Source organism: Nocardioides rubriscoriae, from assembly GCF_008087085.1.
GTDB lineage: Bacteria > Actinomycetota > Actinomycetes > Propionibacteriales > Nocardioidaceae > Nocardioides > Nocardioides rubriscoriae.
Genome location: NZ_VIYJ01000005.1, coordinates 382,883 through 399,060, shown reverse-complemented (window position 1 = coordinate 399,060; position 16,178 = coordinate 382,883). Strand labels below are relative to the sequence as shown.

The 16,178-nt window shown below is 75.3% G+C and carries 9 protein-coding genes; all 9 read left to right on the top strand.

Annotated features, from left to right (window positions below; genetic code table 11):
• Window positions 1-89: 89 nt before the first annotated feature.
• The 9 genes from FZC61_RS11445 to FZC61_RS11405 all read left to right on the top strand — a co-directional run bounded on the left by FZC61_RS11445 (window position 90) and on the right by FZC61_RS11405 (window position 16,172).
• The gene (locus tag FZC61_RS11445) at window positions 90-1,238 is read left to right on the top strand and encodes a cystathionine gamma-synthase (protein ID WP_148614430.1); all 1,149 of its coding nucleotides are present in this window, start codon (window positions 90-92) and stop codon (window positions 1,236-1,238) included.
• The gene (locus FZC61_RS11440) at window positions 1,225-2,583 is read left to right on the top strand and encodes a glutamate mutase L (protein WP_246142638.1); all 1,359 of its coding nucleotides are present in this window, start codon (window positions 1,225-1,227) and stop codon (window positions 2,581-2,583) included. Before FZC61_RS11445 ends, FZC61_RS11440 begins: the two co-directional genes overlap by 14 nt.
• The gene (locus FZC61_RS11435; protein WP_246142637.1) at window positions 2,580-4,001 is read left to right on the top strand and encodes an AI-2E family transporter; all 1,422 of its coding nucleotides are present in this window, start codon (window positions 2,580-2,582) and stop codon (window positions 3,999-4,001) included. Before FZC61_RS11440 ends, FZC61_RS11435 begins: the two co-directional genes overlap by 4 nt.
• The gene (gene ilvA, locus FZC61_RS11430; RefSeq protein ID WP_148614291.1) at window positions 3,988-5,202 is read left to right on the top strand and encodes a threonine ammonia-lyase; all 1,215 of its coding nucleotides are present in this window, start codon (window positions 3,988-3,990) and stop codon (window positions 5,200-5,202) included. The genes FZC61_RS11435 and ilvA overlap by 14 nt, the downstream gene beginning before the upstream one ends.
• Entirely contained in the window at window positions 5,199-7,652 is a 2,454-nt protein-coding gene (locus FZC61_RS11425; RefSeq protein ID WP_148614290.1) for a DUF4132 domain-containing protein, read from the top strand. The genes ilvA and FZC61_RS11425 overlap by 4 nt, the downstream gene beginning before the upstream one ends.
• Before the next feature lie 93 nt (window positions 7,653-7,745).
• Window positions 7,746-11,384 carry a DUF4132 domain-containing protein gene (locus tag FZC61_RS11420; protein WP_148614289.1) on the top strand — a complete coding sequence of 1,213 codons (3,639 nt, stop codon included), beginning with the start codon at window positions 7,746-7,748 and terminating at the stop codon, window positions 11,382-11,384.
• Window positions 11,381-12,490: an ATP-binding protein gene (locus FZC61_RS11415; protein WP_148614288.1), complete on the top strand. Its 1,110-nt coding sequence runs from the start codon at window positions 11,381-11,383 to the stop codon at window positions 12,488-12,490. Before FZC61_RS11420 ends, FZC61_RS11415 begins: the two co-directional genes overlap by 4 nt.
• Window positions 12,490-15,030, top strand: coding sequence for a DUF5682 family protein (locus tag FZC61_RS11410; protein ID WP_148614287.1), 2,541 nt, complete (start codon window positions 12,490-12,492; stop codon window positions 15,028-15,030). Before FZC61_RS11415 ends, FZC61_RS11410 begins: the two co-directional genes overlap by 1 nt.
• Complete coding sequence (locus tag FZC61_RS11405) at window positions 15,027-16,172, top strand: VWA domain-containing protein (RefSeq protein WP_148614286.1); 1,146 nt, start codon at window positions 15,027-15,029, stop codon at window positions 16,170-16,172. Before FZC61_RS11410 ends, FZC61_RS11405 begins: the two co-directional genes overlap by 4 nt.
• Window positions 16,173-16,178 lie beyond the last annotated feature (6 nt).

The window sequence follows — 16,178 nt, the reverse complement described above, 5'->3', positions numbered from 1 at the left end:
TCGTTCCAGCGAAGGCCTTACCTGGGGGTGACGGCGTTCACGCCGTCGGGGGCGGGCGCGGATAGTCTCGACCGGTGAGCGAGCAGGAGATGTCCCAGAAGGCCGGGTTCGAGACGCGTGCGATCCACGCCGGCTACGAGCCCGACCCCACCACGGGCGCGGTGATCCCCCCGATCTACGCGACCTCGACCTACAAGCAGGACGGCGTCGGCGGGCTGCGCGGCGGCTACGAGTACAGCCGCTCGGCCAACCCCACCCGCACCGCCCTCGAGGGTGCCCTCGCGGCCGTCGAGGAGGGCGAGCGCGCCTTCGCGTTCGCCTCGGGGCTCGCCGCCGAGGACACCCTGGTGCGCTCGACGTGCCGACCCGGTGACCACGTCGTCCTGCCCGACGACGCCTACGGCGGCACCTTCCGGCTCTTCGACAAGGTCGAGCAGTCCTGGGGCGTCGAGCACACCCCGGCCCCGGTCACCGACGTCGACGCCGTGCGTGCCGCCATCCGCCCGGGTCAGACCAAGCTCGTGTGGCTGGAGACGCCGACCAACCCGCTGCTCAACGTCGGCGACATCGAGGCCCTCGCCGCCGTCGCCCACGAGGCCGGCGCCCTGCTGGTCGTCGACAACACCTTCGCCTCGCCCTACCTCCAGCAGCCGCTGACCCTGGGCGCCGACGTCGTGGTGCACTCCACGACCAAGTACGTCGGGGGCCACTCCGACGTGGTCGGCGGCGCGCTCGTCGTGCGCGACCTCGAGCTGGCCGACAAGCTCACCTTCCACCAGAACGCGATCGGTGCCGTGCCCGGTCCGTTCGACTGCTTCCTGACCCACCGCGGCCTGAAGACCCTGGGGGTCCGGATGGACCGTCACTGCGACAACGCCGAGAAGGTCGTCGACTTCCTGACCCGCCACCCCGGCGTCGTCGAGGTCGTCTACCCCGGTCTGCCCGACCACCCCGGCCACGCCGTCGCCTCCCGCCAGATGAAGCGGTACGGCGGCATGGTCGCCTTCCGGGTCGCCGGCGGCGAGCAGCAGGCCCTGGCCGTGTGCGAGCGCGCCCGGGTCTTCACCCTCGGCGAGTCGCTGGGCGGGGTCGAGTCGCTGATCGAGCACCCCGGTCGGATGACCCACGCCAGCGTGGCCGGCACCGCCCTGGAGGTCCCGGCCGACCTGGTGCGGCTCTCGGTCGGCATCGAGACCGTCGACGACCTGCTCGCGGACCTCGATCGTGCCCTCGGCTGATCCTGACCACCCGCTGGGTCACCCACAGGTCGTCTGCGTCGACGTCGGCTCCACCTTCACCAAGGCCACCCTCGTCGACCTCACCTCGGCCACCGTCGCCGGCCACGCCGAGCACCGCACCACGATCGACACCGACGTGCTCGACGGCGTCGACGCCTGCGTCGCGGCGCTGGGCTCCGAGGGCGTGCCCGTCCTGGCCTGCTCGAGCGCCGGCGGCGGCCTGCGGATCGCCGTCGTCGGCAACGAGGAGCTGGTCACCGCCGAGGCCGGACGCCGGGTCGCGCTGTCCAGCGGCGGCAAGGTCGTCTCGGTGGTGGCCGCCGCGGCCGGGGGCTTCGACCTCGACGACCTGGCCGAGCCCGACGTGGTGCTGCTGACAGGCGGCACCGACGGCGGCAACGCCGAGGTCATCCTCGACGCCGCCCGTGGCCTGGTCGCCGCGGGCTGGCGCGGGCCGGTCGTCGTCGCGGGCAACACCGACGCCGCGGCCGAGGTCGCGGCCGTGCTCGCCGGGCTGCCGGTCGTGGTGGCCGACAACGTCGTGCCGCGCATCGGCGTGCTGCAGCCCCAGGGCGCGCGGGCCGCGATCCGCGAGGTGTTCCTGGCCCACGTCATCGGCGGCAAGCAGCTCAGCGCCCGCGACGGGGGCACGACCTTCGTGTCCCTGGTGCGGGGCGCCACCCCCGACGTGGTCCTCACCGGCGTCGAGGTGCTCGCCCGCGAGCACGGCCAGGACGTCGTGGTCGTCGACGTCGGCGGCGCGACCACCGACGTGCACTCGGTCGTCGAGCTCGACCCGGAGGACTCCGGCCTGGCCCGCGACGTGGTCGCGCCGACCGCCGTCACCCGCACCGTCGAGGGCGACCTCGGGATGCGGTGGTCGGCCGTGACGACCGTCGAGGCGGGGGACCGGGCCGACCTCGGGCCGGCGGCGCGGGCCCGGGCCGCGCTCCCGTCGTACCTGCCGCAGAGCGAGGGCGACCTCGACGACGACGAGGCCATCGCCGCGCTCGCGGTGGGTCTCGCGCTGCGCCGCCACGCCGGGCGCTCGCGCGTCGTGGTCGGGCCCGAGGGACGAGTCGTCGAGCGCACCGGCACCGACCTGCGCGAGGTGGGGCTGGTCGTGGCCTCCGGCGGCGTACTGCGTCACGGCCGCCCGGGCGTGGCCGCGCGGGTGCTCTCGGGCAGCCTCGGGGCCGACGTCGAGGGGGGCTGGCAGCTGCCCGAGCGGCCGCGGGTCGTCGTCGACGCCGACTACGTGCTCGCCGCGGTCGGCCTGCTCGCGGCGGCACACCCCGACGTGGCCTGCCGGTTGGCGCGCTCGCTGCTTAGGGTGAGCGGGTGAACCCCCCACCCGAGCCCCGGGCGCCCCAGCTCGACACCGAGCCGCCCGTCGCCCACGAGAGCACCGACGAGGTCACCGACGGGGGCACCGACGAGCACGAGCGGCGCCGGATCGGGCGCCGTCACAAGTCGGCGGCCGAGCACGCCGAGGACTCGCGCGAGCGCGAGCGCGAGGACCGCGTGCTCGCCCGGATCACCGCGCAGTGGGCGCAGATGCGCGACGAGCGCCGCTCCGAGCGCGACCCCGACCCGGTGGGGTCGGCCGGTACCTCCAACTTCAGCCCGGCCCGGGTGCCCTGGAGCGTCGACCTCGCCGCGGCGTGGGCCTGGCGCTTCCTGGTGATCGTGGCGGCCGGCTACCTCATCGTGCTGGCGCTCGACACGCTGCGCGAGGTCACGGTGCCGCTGGCCATCGCGCTGCTCATCGCGGCCCTGGTGAGCCCCGTGGTGCGCGGCCTGATGCTGGTGGGCCTGCCGCGCGGGCCGGCGTCGCTGCTCACCGTGCTCGTCACGCTGGCCGCCATCGTCGGGCTGCTGACGCTGGCGGGCCAGCAGATCGCGGCGGGCGCCGACGACCTCGCCAGCTCCACCGCCGACGGGCTCGGCGAGATCCGGACGTGGCTCAAGGACGGTCCGCTCCAGGCGAGCGACTCCCAGATCAACGACTACATCGCCACCGCGCAGGACGGGCTGCGCAAGCAGGTCGAGGAGGGCAACCTCGCCGGGCGCGTGACCGAGGTGGGCGCCACGCTCAGCCACGTCTTCGCCGGGCTGTTCATCGTCCTGTTCGCCACCTACTTCTTCCTCTCCGACGGCAACCGCATCTGGTCCTGGCTCGTAAGGCTGTCGCCGCGCGCCGCCCGGGCCCGTATCGACAGCTCCGGACGCGTCGCCTGGACCTCGCTGACCCAGTTCGTGCGCGCCACGGTGATCGTCGCCGGCACCGACGCGGCCGGGGTCATGGTCGGGGCAGCGATCCTGGGTGTGCCCTTCGTCTTCCCAATCGGGGTGCTCGTCTTCCTCGGTGCGTTCGTCCCGCTCGTCGGTGCCTTCGTCGCCGGGGGCGTCGCCGTGCTGGTCGCCCTGGTCGCCAAGGGCCCGGTCATCGCGTTGATCATGCTCGGCGTGATCGTGCTGGTGCAGCAGATCGAGTCCCACGTGCTGCAGCCGTTCCTCATGGGCCGCTGGGTCTCCATCCACCCGCTCGGCGTCATCATCGCGATCGCCACCGGCATCGTGCTGGCCGGCGTGACCGGGGCGCTGATCGCGGTGCCGCTCACGGCGGTGGTCAACGCGATCGTCACCCACCTGGCGAGCTTCACCGGGCCCGACGCCGACGCCGAGGACGAGCTCATGCAGGACTACGGCGAGGCTCACGCCGCGGAGCCGGTCGAGGACGCCTCCCGTGTCGACGACTGAGCGGCTCGCCCTGGCCGACGTCGAGGAGGCCCGCCGGGTCCTGCAGGGCGTCGTCATCGAGACCCCGATGGAGGAGTCGCGCTGGCTGTCCTCGGTGGTCGGTGGACCGGTCTGGCTCAAGTGCGAGAACCTCCAGCGCACCGGCTCGTTCAAGGCCCGCGGCGCGTACGTGCGCATCTCCCGGCTCAGCGAGCAGGAGCGGGCCCGCGGGGTCGTGGCCGCCTCGGCCGGCAACCACGCCCAGGGCGTCGCCCTGGCCGCCCAGCGCCTCGGCATCCGGGCCACCGTCTTCATGCCCGAGGGAGCGCCGATCCCCAAGGAGAAGGCCACCCGCGGCTACGGCGCCGACGTGGTGTTCGAGGGCCGCTACCTCGAGGACGCCCTGGCCGGCGCGCGGCGCTTCGCCGACGAGACCGGCGCGGTGCTCATCCACCCCTTCGACCACGTCGATGTCATGGCCGGGCAGGGCACCGTCGGGCTGGAGATCCTCGAGCAGGTGCCCGACGTCGAGACCATCCTGGTGCCGACCGGCGGCGGCGGGCTGCTGTCGGGCATCGCCGTCGCGGTCAAGGCGCTGCGGCCCGGGGTGAGCGTGATCGGCGTGCAGGCCAAGGGTGCCGCGGCCTACCCCGGCTCCCTCGAGACCGGCGCGCCCGTGCCGTTGACGCAGATGAAGACGATCGCCGACGGCATCGCCGTCGGCCTGCCCGGCGAGCTCACGTTCGCCGCCGTGCGCGAGCACGTCGACGAGATCGTCACCGTCTCCGAGGAGGCGATGTCGCAGGCCCTGCTCGCCCTGCTCGAGCGGGCCAAGATGGTCGTGGAGCCCGCCGGCGCCGCGGCCGTCGCGGCCCTGCTGGCCCGCTCGACGTCGTACCGGACCCCCGCCGTGGCGGTGCTCTCCGGCGGCAACATCGACCCGCTGCTGCTCGGCAAGGTGATCCAGCACGGCATGGCGGCCGCCGGTCGCTACCTCAACCTCCACGTCACCATCCCCGACCTGCCCGGTGGTCTCGCGCTGCTGCTCGGTGAGGTCGGTGAGACCGGCGCCAACGTGCTCGAGGTCGTCCACGAGCGCATCTCGCCGTCGCTCGACCTCGACGAGGTCGACGTGCAGCTGCAGCTCGAGACCCGCGGTGAGCCGCACGCCGCGCTGGTGGTGGCGCGACTGCGCGAGCGGGGCTACCGGGTCCAGGGGTGAGCGCCGAGGGTGAGGACGGCGTCCCTGCGCTGCCGGGGCTGCCGGAGCTGCCGGAGCCGTCGTACGCCGTCGAGGGGCTCGGGGCGCCCCTGGAGGCGGTGTGCGCCAAGGTCGAGGAGGCGGTCGCCTTCGCCCGGAGGTATCGCCCCGGTCCGCAGCCGGTGCCCGCACTCCCTGCTGACCACGCGGCGGCCGTCCGGACGGGCCTGGCTGATGGCGCACCGCTGCCACCACTGGTCGACCTGGGTCCGGTCGTGGCCGACTCGAGCCTCGACCACGACCTGCTGGAGCGACTCGGCCGGCTCCCCCCGTCGGCGGCGCTGCAGCTGCTCGGCGCCTACGGGCTGCTGCGCGACGAGCAGGCCCGCCAGTCCTGGCGCGACGAGCCGGCCGACCGCGTGGCCGTGGTGCTCACCGCGACGCACGAGCGTGGTGACGGTCCCACCCTGCTCGAGGCGGAGGCCCTGCTGTCGGGGCTCGACGTGCCCGGTCCGGCGGCGCCCGCGTTGCTGGCGCACGCGTGCTGCTTTCGTCGGTGGGATGACGGGATCCTCGCGGCCGACTGGCCCGAGGCCGACGTCGCGCCCTGGGTCCGTCGCAACCTCGACCTGCTGCTGACCCAGCACGAGCAGGACAGCGGGCAGTACGGCTACCAGCGTGCGCGGCTCTTCGCGCTGCTGGCGACCCTCGACCGGCTGCCGACCCACGTGGCCTCCTGGCTCTACGAGCGCGCCCTCGGTGCCCGGGTCACCGACCGCGACGAGGCTCGGGCCCTGCTGGCTGCGCACCCCGAGCGCGCGCAGAGGTGCTGCGCCGCGCTCGGCCATCGCGGCGCCGGGGTGCGCACGGCCGCGGCGACCTGGTTGGCCGGCGTACCGATCCTCGACGACCCGTCCGTCGTGGTCGCGCTCGAGGACGCCGTACGCCGCGAGCAGGACGACGCGGCTCTGGGAGCGATGCTCGACGCGCTCGTCGCCCACGGGCTGCGCGCCCATGACTACCTCGACCGCGACGCCCTCGACGCGGCGGCCGAGAAGGCCGCGGCCAAGCCGTTGCCCGCCTCCCTCGCGTGGCTCGACCCGGCCGTGCTGCCGCGGCTGACCTGGGGCGACAGCGGCGGCGACGTGCCCGTGGCGACGGTGCGCTCGTGGCTGCAGCTGGCGGTCAAGGCCAAGGCAGCCGACCCGCCCGCGCTGGTGCGCACGATGCTCGGGGCGGTCGAGCCCGCCGCACGCACCGCGCTGGCCGAGGCGCTGCTGCACCTGTGGCTGTCGGCCGGCGCGCCGACCGCGGCGCGGGGACTGCTCGCCGTCGTGGCGGTCGGCGCGGGGGAGGGGACCGCCGCCCTGGCGGCCGCCTTCGTCCGGACCCGGGCCAAGCAGCAGGGGACCCAGGCCGCGGCGCTGGTCGCGCTGCTGGCCCGCACCGACAGCCCCGTCGCCGTCCAGGCGCTGGTCGAGGCGGCCGACTCCTCCGGCTCGGCGACCGTCCGCAAGGCGGCCGCCGCGGAGGTCGAGGCGCTCGCCGTACGCCGGGGGTGGAGCGTCGACCAGGTCGGCGACCGCGGCGCACCGACGGCCGGCTTCGACGCCACGGGCCGGATGGCCCTCGACTACGGCCCGCGCACCTTCACCGCGGTGCTGCAGCCCGACCTAAAGGTCGTCGTCGTGGGCGACGACGGCAGGGTGCGCTCGTCGCTGCCGCCGGCCCGGGCGAGCGACGACGCCGAGCGGGTGGCCGCTGCGCGCGCGACGCTCGCGGCGGCCAAGAAGACCGTGGCGGCCACCGGCAGGGCCCAGACCGCCCGGCTGCGGCAGGCGATGGCGGTGCAGCGGTCCTGGACGGTCGGCGACTGGCGCGCCGACGTCGCGGGCCACCCGGTGCTGGGCCGGATCGCCACCGGCATCGTGTGGGCGGTCGGCGACGTCACGTTCCGCCCGCTCGACGACGGCACGCTGACCGACGCCGACGACGCGCCGGTCGAGCTGACCGACCTCGGCGGCGACGCCCGGATCACCATCGCCCACGGCGTGCTGCTCGACGACGAGGTCGCCGAGGCCTGGCGCGCGCACCTGGCCGACTACGAGGTGCGGGTCGCGTTCGCCCAGCTGCCCGACCCGATGCCGCCGCTGGACCCTGGGGCCATGGGCCTCTCGGACGCCGTCGGCGTCCGCACCAGCGCCGGAGCCCTGCACCGGCTCGCCGAGAAGGCCGGCTTCAGCCGGCTCGTGGGCGACGGCGGTCGCGTCGTCGCCTACCACCGGCTGCTCCCGGGCGGCATCGGTGCGACGCTCGAGGTGCGCGGCGACGGGTGGGTCGGGGAGTGGGCGGCCGAGGTCGAGCTCGGGCCGTTGCTGCTCACCGACCCCGCCGGACCGGTTGCGGTGTCCCGGCTGCCACCGGTGCTGCTGGCCGAGCTGCGGCGTGACCTGGTGGCGTTCGGCGGCTGACCCGCCGATCGGCCCCGGGCTGTCGGCGGGCGCGGTTACGCTCTGCCGCGGCGGCTCGTCGGACCCGCTCACCGTGATCTCGAGGAGACGGACATGGCGTTCTTGCGCCGGGGCAAGGAGCGCGCGGAGACCGCCGCCCCCGACGACTGGCGCGCGGCCCTGGTCGCCGCGCTCGAGGGCCTCGACCGCGCGCACGTCGAGCACCTGGCGCGCTTCGTCATGACCGGTGAAGACCCCGCGGTCCTCACCCGCCCCCCGAGCAACCCTTACTGGGTCCCGCAGCTGCTCGGCTCCCCCCAGCAACGTGCCGGCCGCGACGAGGTCGCCGCCCGGGTGGTCGCCGGGTGCGTGGCCGCCGGGCCGGCCGCCCTGCAGCGCTGGGGCCGGGTCCTCCAGACGAGCTCCGGGGCGATGGGTGGACACCGTTGGGGCTTCACCATGGGGCCGGTAGCCGGGCTCGACTGGCCCGAGCTCGTCCTGCGGCACGCCCACGGGGCCACGCCCGCGACGTCCCCGCTGGGCCTGTCGCTCGACGACCTGGCTCACGCCCTTGCCCTCGACGGCGCGACGCCGCCCGACCTCCTGGTGGCCGCCCTCGAGGTCACCGACTACGCGCGCTACGCAGACCACGACGTGCGCGCCGCGCTCGCGCGCATGCCCGGCTTCGCCCCCCTGGTCGACGAGCACCGCGACCTGGTCGCCCCGGCCGCCAGCGGCGGCGCGGCCGACCGGCGTACGCAGGCACTGGGCCTGCTCGCCGCGCTCGACGACGACGCGCTCGCGCGGTGGGCCGACGTGGTCGCGCTGGGGGTCGCCGCCAACGCCCGTGACGTACGCCGTGCTGCCGGCCCCCTGCTCGACCGTCTCGACCGGCTCGACCCGGGCGTGGCCGACGCGGCCCTGCGCGCGGTCGCCACCGGCGGCAGGCCCGACGAGCGGGGCCGGGCGCTGGGCGTGCTCCACGAGCGCGCCGACGACGACGCCACGCGTCAGTGGGTCGTCGACACGGCCACGGCCGACCGGGCCGGCAGCGTCCGGGGCCTCGTCGAGGCGTGGCGTGCGGCCGCGGTCGCGCCCCAGCCCGACGACCTCGTCGTGCCCGCGCTCGGCGAGGTCGACTGGGCGGTGCCCCGCGAGGTCGCGCGGGCCGCGGCCGCGGCGATCCACCGCGACCTGGTCGAGCGCATCACGATCAGCAACCAGCACCTGGCCCAGCGCCTCGCCCACAACCCGGCCCTGAGGGGCCACCGCACGACCCAGCCGCAGCGCGTCCCCGACCGCACCCTCGTGACGACCCTGGTCGACCTGCTCACCTCGCCCGAGCCCGTGCAGGGCCCGGTGCCGGACCCCGACGGCCTCATGGCCTATCGCCACGTCGCTCGAGAGCGCGCGTCACGGATGGAGCCGGCCGCTGCGGTCCAGCTGCTGCGGGCCTGCGGCGTGCTGACCGACGACGCCTCGCACACCTACGAGCTGGTCGAGACGGTCGAGGCGCTCCACCGCGAGACGGGGGCCCCCGACCTCGCCACCCTCCAGCAGCTGCTCGACGGAGTCGGCGTCGACGGCTACCGCACGGTGTGGGCCGCCTACGCCCAGCGTTGGCAGAGCCTCGGGCGCGACTGGCCGGCCGACGACGTCTGGCCGTTCCTGGCGCGCAACCTCGAGGCCGTCCTGAAGGAGAGCGAGCCCCGGGCCCACGACTGGTCGACCGACCCGGCGGCGTTCTTCGCGGCGCTGGCGACCTTCCCGGTGCTCCCGGCCCGTGTCGTCGACCACCTCTACGCCGTCGCCCTCGGCACCCACCGCAGCACCCGGCCGCTCGCCCAGGACGCGCTGGCCCGCGACCCTGGTCGCGCGACCCGCGCGGCGGCCGCGCTCGGTGACGGGCGGGGCGAGGTCCGGGTCGTCGCGGCCCAGTGGCTGGCCCGCATCGCCGACCCGGCCGCGCTGCCGGCCCTGCAGGCCGCCTGGACCAAGGAGCGCAACGACGTGGTCCGCGGCGCCCTGCTCGACGCTCTCGAGGCCCTGGGCCAACCCGTGGCCGACTACCTCGACGTCGACGCCACCGCCGCCCGGGCCGACCAGCTCCTCGCGCGCGGACTGCCCGCCTCGCTGGCGTGGCTGTCCTGGGACGCCGTGCCCGAGGTGCGGTGGGCCGATTCCGGCGACCCGGTGCCGCGCGCGGTCGTGCAGTGGCTGGCCGCCACCGCGGTCAAGGCCCGCTCGCCCGAGCCCGACGCGCTGCTGCGCCGCTACGCCGACCTCGTCGAGCCGGCCGACCGCGCCCGGCTCGGTCACCACCTGCTCGCGGCCTGGCTGGCCGAGGACACCCGCCCGATCCCGGTCGCCGAGGCCGAGCAGCAGGCCAGCCAGCTCGCCGCGGCCTACCAGCAGTGGTACGCCCACGACCCCCAGTCGCCCTACCACGGCCGCTCGGTGGCCGAGATCGCCGCGACGCTGCTGCCCGGCCTCGCCCAGCAGCCGGCCGGGTCCGCGATCGCCAGCAAGGGCCTGCTCGCGGTCGTCGCCGCCACCGCGGGGCGCGAGGTGGTCGCGCCCGTCGAGCGCTACCTCAAGCAGTGGTACGGCCAGCGCGCGGCCCAGGGCAAGGCGCTGATCGCGATGCTGGCCTGGGTCGACGACCCCTCGGCGACCCAGCTGGTGCTCTCGGTCGGCTCCCGCTTCCGCACCAAGTCGTTTCAGCAGGAGGCGACCAGGCAGGCCGAGGCGCTCGCCGAGCGCAAGGGCTGGACCCTCGACGAGCTCGCCGACCGCACCATCCCGACGGCCGGCTTCGACGCCGACGGTGTCCTCGAGCTGTCCTACGGCCCCCGCGCCTTCACCGCCCGGCTGCGACCCGACCTGACGGTGGTGCTCCAGGACGCCGACGCCAAGGAGCTCAAGAGCCTGCCGGCGCCCCGCCAGAGCGACGACGCCGACCTGGTCAAGGACGCCAAGAAGGCGTTCACCGCGGCCAAGAAGGACGTCAAGGCGATCGCCGCGCAGCAGGCCCAGCGGCTCTACGAGGCCCTGTGCACCGCGCGCGACTGGCCGGCCGACGACTGGCGCCGCTACCTCGTCGACCACCCCGTCGTCGGGCCCGCCACCCGGCGACTGGTCTGGGTCGACACCGACACCGGAGCGTCGTTCCGGCCCCTCGACGACGGCACCCTCACCGACCTCGACGACGGCGAGGTGGTCCTCGACGCGGGCCACCGCGTCCGCTTGGCCCACGACAGCCTGCTGCCCGCCGACGTCTCGCGCCGCTGGCTCGAGCACCTCGCCGACTACGAGGTCGACCCGCTCTTCCAGCAGCTCGGCAAGGGCACCTACGACCTGCCCGACCACCGTCGCCACGAGCGCGAGGTGCGTGACCTCGAGGGCCACCTGCTCTCTGCCTACAGCCTGCGGGGCCGCGCCCTCAAGGCGGGCTACACGCGCGGCCAGACCGAGGACGCCGGCTGGTTCTACGCCTACCGCAAGCGGTTCCCGAGCCTGGGCCTGGTCGCCCAGATCGGCTTCACCGGCAACTACCTGCCCGAGGAGAACCGCACCGTCGCCCTGACCGCGCTGAGCTTCCACCGCGAGCTCGAGCAGGGGCGCGAGAGCGACGTGACGCTCGGCGACGTGCCCGCGGTGCTGCTCTCCGAGGCGGTCGGCGACCTGCGGCACCTCGCGGCCGGCGGCACCGGCTACGACCCCGACTGGTCCACCAAGACGGAGTTCCGATGACCCGACCCACGCCCGAGCACACCGCGGCCCTGAAGGCGCCGGCCGAGGCGACGTACGCCGCCGAGCTCGCCGCGCTCGCGGCGGCCGACACCGGCCCGCGCCCCGAAGGCTGGCGGCTGACCCCGCGGGCGGTGCGGGCCTTCGTCGTCGGCGACCCGCGCCTGGGCGTGACGCGCAAGTTCTACGGCGACGACGCCCTGGTCGACCGCTGTGTCGTGACCCTGATGAGCAACCGCGGACTGCTGCTCGTCGGTGAGCCCGGCACCGCCAAGTCGATGCTGTCCGAGCTGTTCGCCGCCGCCGTGTCGGGCGACTCGACGTGCACCGTGCAGGGGTCCTCGGGCACCACCCAGGACCAGATCACCTACTCGTGGAACTATGCGCTGCTGCTCGCCGAGGGGCCCTCGCCGCGGGCCCTGGTGCGCGGGCCCATGTACGACGCGCTGACCGGGGGCCGGATCTGTCGCTTCGAGGAGGTGACCCGGGTCCAGCCCGAGATCCAGGACGTGCTGATCGGGCTGCTGTCCGACAAAGTGCTCCACGTCCCCGAGCTCACCGGCCCCGAGGCCGTCGTGTTCGCGGCCCGCGGTTTCAACGTGCTCGCCACCGCCAACCTGCGCGACCGCGGGGTCCACGAGATGTCGAGCGCGCTCAAGCGGCGCTTCAACTTCGAGACCGTGCGCCCCATCCGCGACCGTGCCCTCGAGGCGCGGCTGATCGGCGAGCAGACCGGCGCGCTGCTCGAGCGCGCCGAGGTCGAGACCCGCCTCGGCGCCGACGTCGTCGACCTGCTCGTCACGGCCTTCCACGACCTGCGCGAGGGCGTCACGGCCGACGGTGTCGTCGTCGAGAAGCCCACCGCCATCATGAGCTCGGCCGAGGCGGTCGCCGTCGGCTACGCCGCCGCGCTCGACGCCCACTACTTCGGTGACGGCGACGTCGGGGGCGAGCACGTCGCGCGCCAGCTCATCGGCACCGTCTTGAAGGACAACCCCGACGACGGCACCAAGCTCCAGCACTACTTCGACGTCGTGGTCAAGCCGCGGGCCCGCTCCGACAAGCGCTGGAAGGGCGTCCTCGCGACCCGGGGTGAGCTCGACCGCTGATGCCGGCCGACGACCTCCTCCCCACCGGCGACGACGTCCGCCGCCTGGCCGCGCGCCTGGTCGGCGACGACGTCGTCGTGGTCCCGGTGCGCCACCACAGCCCGGCCTGCGCCCGGGCGGTCGCGGCGGCCTTCGCGCGGTTCTCGCCGTCGGCGGTGCTGGTCGAGGGGCCGCGCAGCTTCGACCCCCTGGTGCCACTGCTGTGCCACGACGAGGCGGCCTACCCGCTCGCTGTCTACACCTGGCTACGGCCCACGGGTACGCCGGCCCAGCAGGCCAAGGCGCCCGCGGCGCAGGGGGCCTACTACCCGATGTGCGACCACTCGCCCGAGCTGGTCGCGGTGCGGCTCGGGGTCGCGGCCGGGGTGCCGGTCCGGTTCTGCGACCTCGAGCTCGCCGAGCAGGCCCTGGCCTCGTCCGCCGCCGCTGACGACGGTGAGCGCTCGCTGCTCGACGAGCGCGTCTTCGGGCTCAGCGACTCCCTGCGGCTGCTGGCGACCCGACTCGGGTGCCACGACCAGGAGGACCTGTGGGAGCTGCTCTTCGAGTCCGACGACCCCGGCGACGGGGCCGCTGACGGGGCTGCTGGCTGGGTTGCTGAGGGGGCCGGCCTCGACGACCACCTCGCCCGGATGACCGCCTACTGCCTGCTCGCGCGCCGCGACCACTCCGCCGCCGACCTCGAGCGCGACGCCACCCATGCCCGCGAGGCCGAGATGGCCCACCACGTGCGCGAGGCCGTCGCCGCCCGCGCGCCCGGCGCCGGGCCGGTCCTCGTCGTGGTCGGCGGCTTCCACGCGGTCGCCCTGCCCGACCTGCTGGCCGACCCGCCGCCGCGTCCGGTGCTGCCCGTGCCGCACGCCGAGACCGGGGCGGCGCTGATCCGCTACGACGAGACCCGCCTCGAGAGGGTCAACGGCTACGCCTCGGGCATGACCGCGCCGGCCTGGCACCGCCGCATCCACCAACGCCGCCAGGCAGGCCACCCCGCCGCGCAGGCGCACTCCGCAGTGGTGCTCGAGGTGCTGCTCGACGTCGCCGCCGCCCTGCGGGTGCGCCATCGCACCCCGGTCGCCACCCCGAGCCTGGCCGCCGCCCACCAGCAGGCCCTGCTGCTCGCCCGGCTGCGCCAGCGCCCGGCCCCCCTGCGCAGCGACCTGCTCGACGCGGTCACCAGCTGCCTGGTCAAGGGTGACGCCGACATCGAGGGGGCCCTGGTCCGACGGGTCACGGCGCAGGTGCTCACCGGCGACCGGATCGGCCGCGTCCCGCCCGGTGCCGGCACCCCGCCCTTGGTGCGCGACACCCTGCAACGCCTGCGCGACCTCAGGCTCGCGGTCGACGGGCACGAGCCGAGCACCGTCGCGCTCGACCTCTACCGCAGCCCGGCGCACCGTCGTACGAGCCGGGTGCTGCACGGCCTGCGGCTGCTGACGGTGCCGTTCGCGACCCACGCGGGCGGTCCCGACTTCGTCCGTGGCACCGGCCTGGCCCGGATGCAGGAGCGCTGGGAGTGCCTGTGGAGCCCGGCGTCGGAGGGCGCCCTGGTCGAGGCCTCCCACCTGGGGTCGACCCTGCCCGAGGCGGTCGCGTCGGCGTTCGCGCGGCGGCTGGGCTCGGCCACCGCCGAGGGTCGCGTCCCGGGCAGCTCGGAGGCGACCTCGCTGCTCGCCCACGCGGCGGTGCTGGGGCTGCACCACGAGGTGCGCCGGGTCGTCGGCGTGGTCCGAGTCGCCTTGGCCGCCGAGCCGGGTTTCCCCGACGCCGTCCGTGCCACCGGTGGACTGGCTCTGCTGTCCGAGGGCCGGGAGCCGCTCGAGGCTGCCCGGCTCGTCGAGCTGCCCGACCTCCTCGCGGCCGGCTACGCCCGGTCACTCTTCCTCGCGCGCGAGCTCCGGGGAGAGGAGTGCCCACCGGCCGAGGCCGCGTCCGGGTTGTCCCGGCTGCGCGAGCTGCTCTCGTCCCCGGCCGGCGCCGCCCTCGACGCCGAGCCCTTCTGGTCCGTCGTCGAGCGGCTCAGGGTCGCCCACGCCGCGGCCTTCGTGCGCGGCGCGGCCGCCGGGCTGCTGTCGTCAGCCGGACGCCTGGCCGACGCCGACCTGGCGCGCGACGTCGCCGGCCACCTCGCCGGCAGCATGCCGCCCGAGGAGTCGGTGGGCTTCCTGTCCGGCCTGCTCGCCACCGCGCGCGAGGCCGTCTGGCAGGACGCCGGCGTCGTGCCGGCCCTCGACGACCGGCTGGCCGCCTGGGACGAACGCACCTTCCTGGCCCACCTGCCCGAGCTGCGGCTCGCGTTCTCGGCCCTCACCCCGCGCGAGACCGACCGGGTCGCCGCCCTCGTGGCCGCGCACCGCGGTCTCGCCGGCGGCGCCCAGGGCCTCGGCCCGCTGCTTCAGCGCGGTGTCGCCGAGGCGGCGGTGACCGCGCACCTGACGGCATCGGCCGACGTGGCCGACCTGCTGCGCGGCGACGGGCTGGGCGACTGGCTGGGTCACGGGCTGGGTGACGGGCTGGGTGACGGGCTGGGTGACGCAGGGTGAGCACCGACCGCTGGCGCCTCGTGCTCGGGCGCTACTCCGACCAGCGCCTCCCGCCCCCGTCGAGCGTCGAGGGCGCCCGTCGCGAGCAGGCGCTCGACTACCTCTACGGCCGCGAGTACGCCGGTCGCGGCTCGCGTCCCGACGGCCAGGGGCAGCAGGGCGCAGGGCAGCCCCCGCTCGGCCCGGGCTCGCTCGACCCGTCGGCGCCCACCATCGTCGACTGGCTCGGCGAGGTTCGCGAGCTCTTCCCGGTCGAGACCGTCGAGATCGTCGAGAAGCACGCCCTGGACCGCTACGGCCTGACCGAGCTGGTCAGCGATCCCGAGGTCCTGGCCCGGCTCGAGCCGAGCCAGGAGCTGCTCGCGACGCTGCTGTCGCTCAAGGGGCAGCTCGACCCGCGGGTCCTCGGCGAGGTGCGCCGCGTCGTGCGACGCGTCGTCGACGACCTGCGCCGCAGGCTCGAGACCGAGGTACGCCGCTCGCTCGCCGGTCGCCTCCACCAGCACCGCCACTCGCCGATCCCGGTCACGACGGCCTTCGACCCGCGCGGCACCATCCGTGCCAACCTCAAGCACTTCGACGTCGAGCGCCAGCAGATCGTCGTCGCCTCGCCGAAGTTCTTCGAGCGCAACACCCGCCGCATCCCGTGGGAGGTCGTCCTCGTCGTCGACCAGTCCGGCAGCATGGTCGGGTCGGTCATCCACTCGGCGGTGATGGCGGGCATCCTCGCCGGCCTGCCGTCCTACCGGCTCAAGCTGGTGGTCTTCGACACCAGCGTCGTCGACCTCACCGAGCTCGCCGGCGACCCCGTCGAGCTCCTCATGACGGTGCAGCTCGGCGGTGGCACCGACATCGCCCAGGCGGTGCGCTACGCGGAGCAGGTCATCGAGCACCCCCACCGCGCGGTGGTCGTGCTGGTGACCGACTTCTGCGAGGGCGGCTCGCCCGCGGCCCTGGTCAGCGCCGTACGACGCCTCGTCGAGGGCCGGGTGACCACGATCGGGCTCGCGGCGCTCGACGGCACCGCCCACCCCCACTACGACAAGCAGATGGCCGGGGCGCTGGCCGACGCCGGCATGGAGATCGCCGCGTTGACGCCGGGCCAGCTCGCCGAGTGGTTGGCTCGGGTGACAGCGCGGTGAGTGCCT

Bases quoted from the DNA above. Each gene is read 5' to 3' on its own strand.
- FZC61_RS11445 (WP_148614430.1), top strand. From the start codon at position 90: ATGTCCCAGAAGGCCGGGTTCGAGACGCGTGCGATCCACGCCGGCTAC.
- FZC61_RS11420 (WP_148614289.1), top strand. From the start codon at position 7,746: ATGGCGTTCTTGCGCCGGGGCAAGGAGCGCGCGGAGACCGCCGCCCCC.
- FZC61_RS11415 (WP_148614288.1), top strand. From the start codon at position 11,381: ATGACCCGACCCACGCCCGAGCACACCGCGGCCCTGAAGGCGCCGGCC.
- FZC61_RS11410 (WP_148614287.1), top strand. From the start codon at position 12,490: ATGCCGGCCGACGACCTCCTCCCCACCGGCGACGACGTCCGCCGCCTG.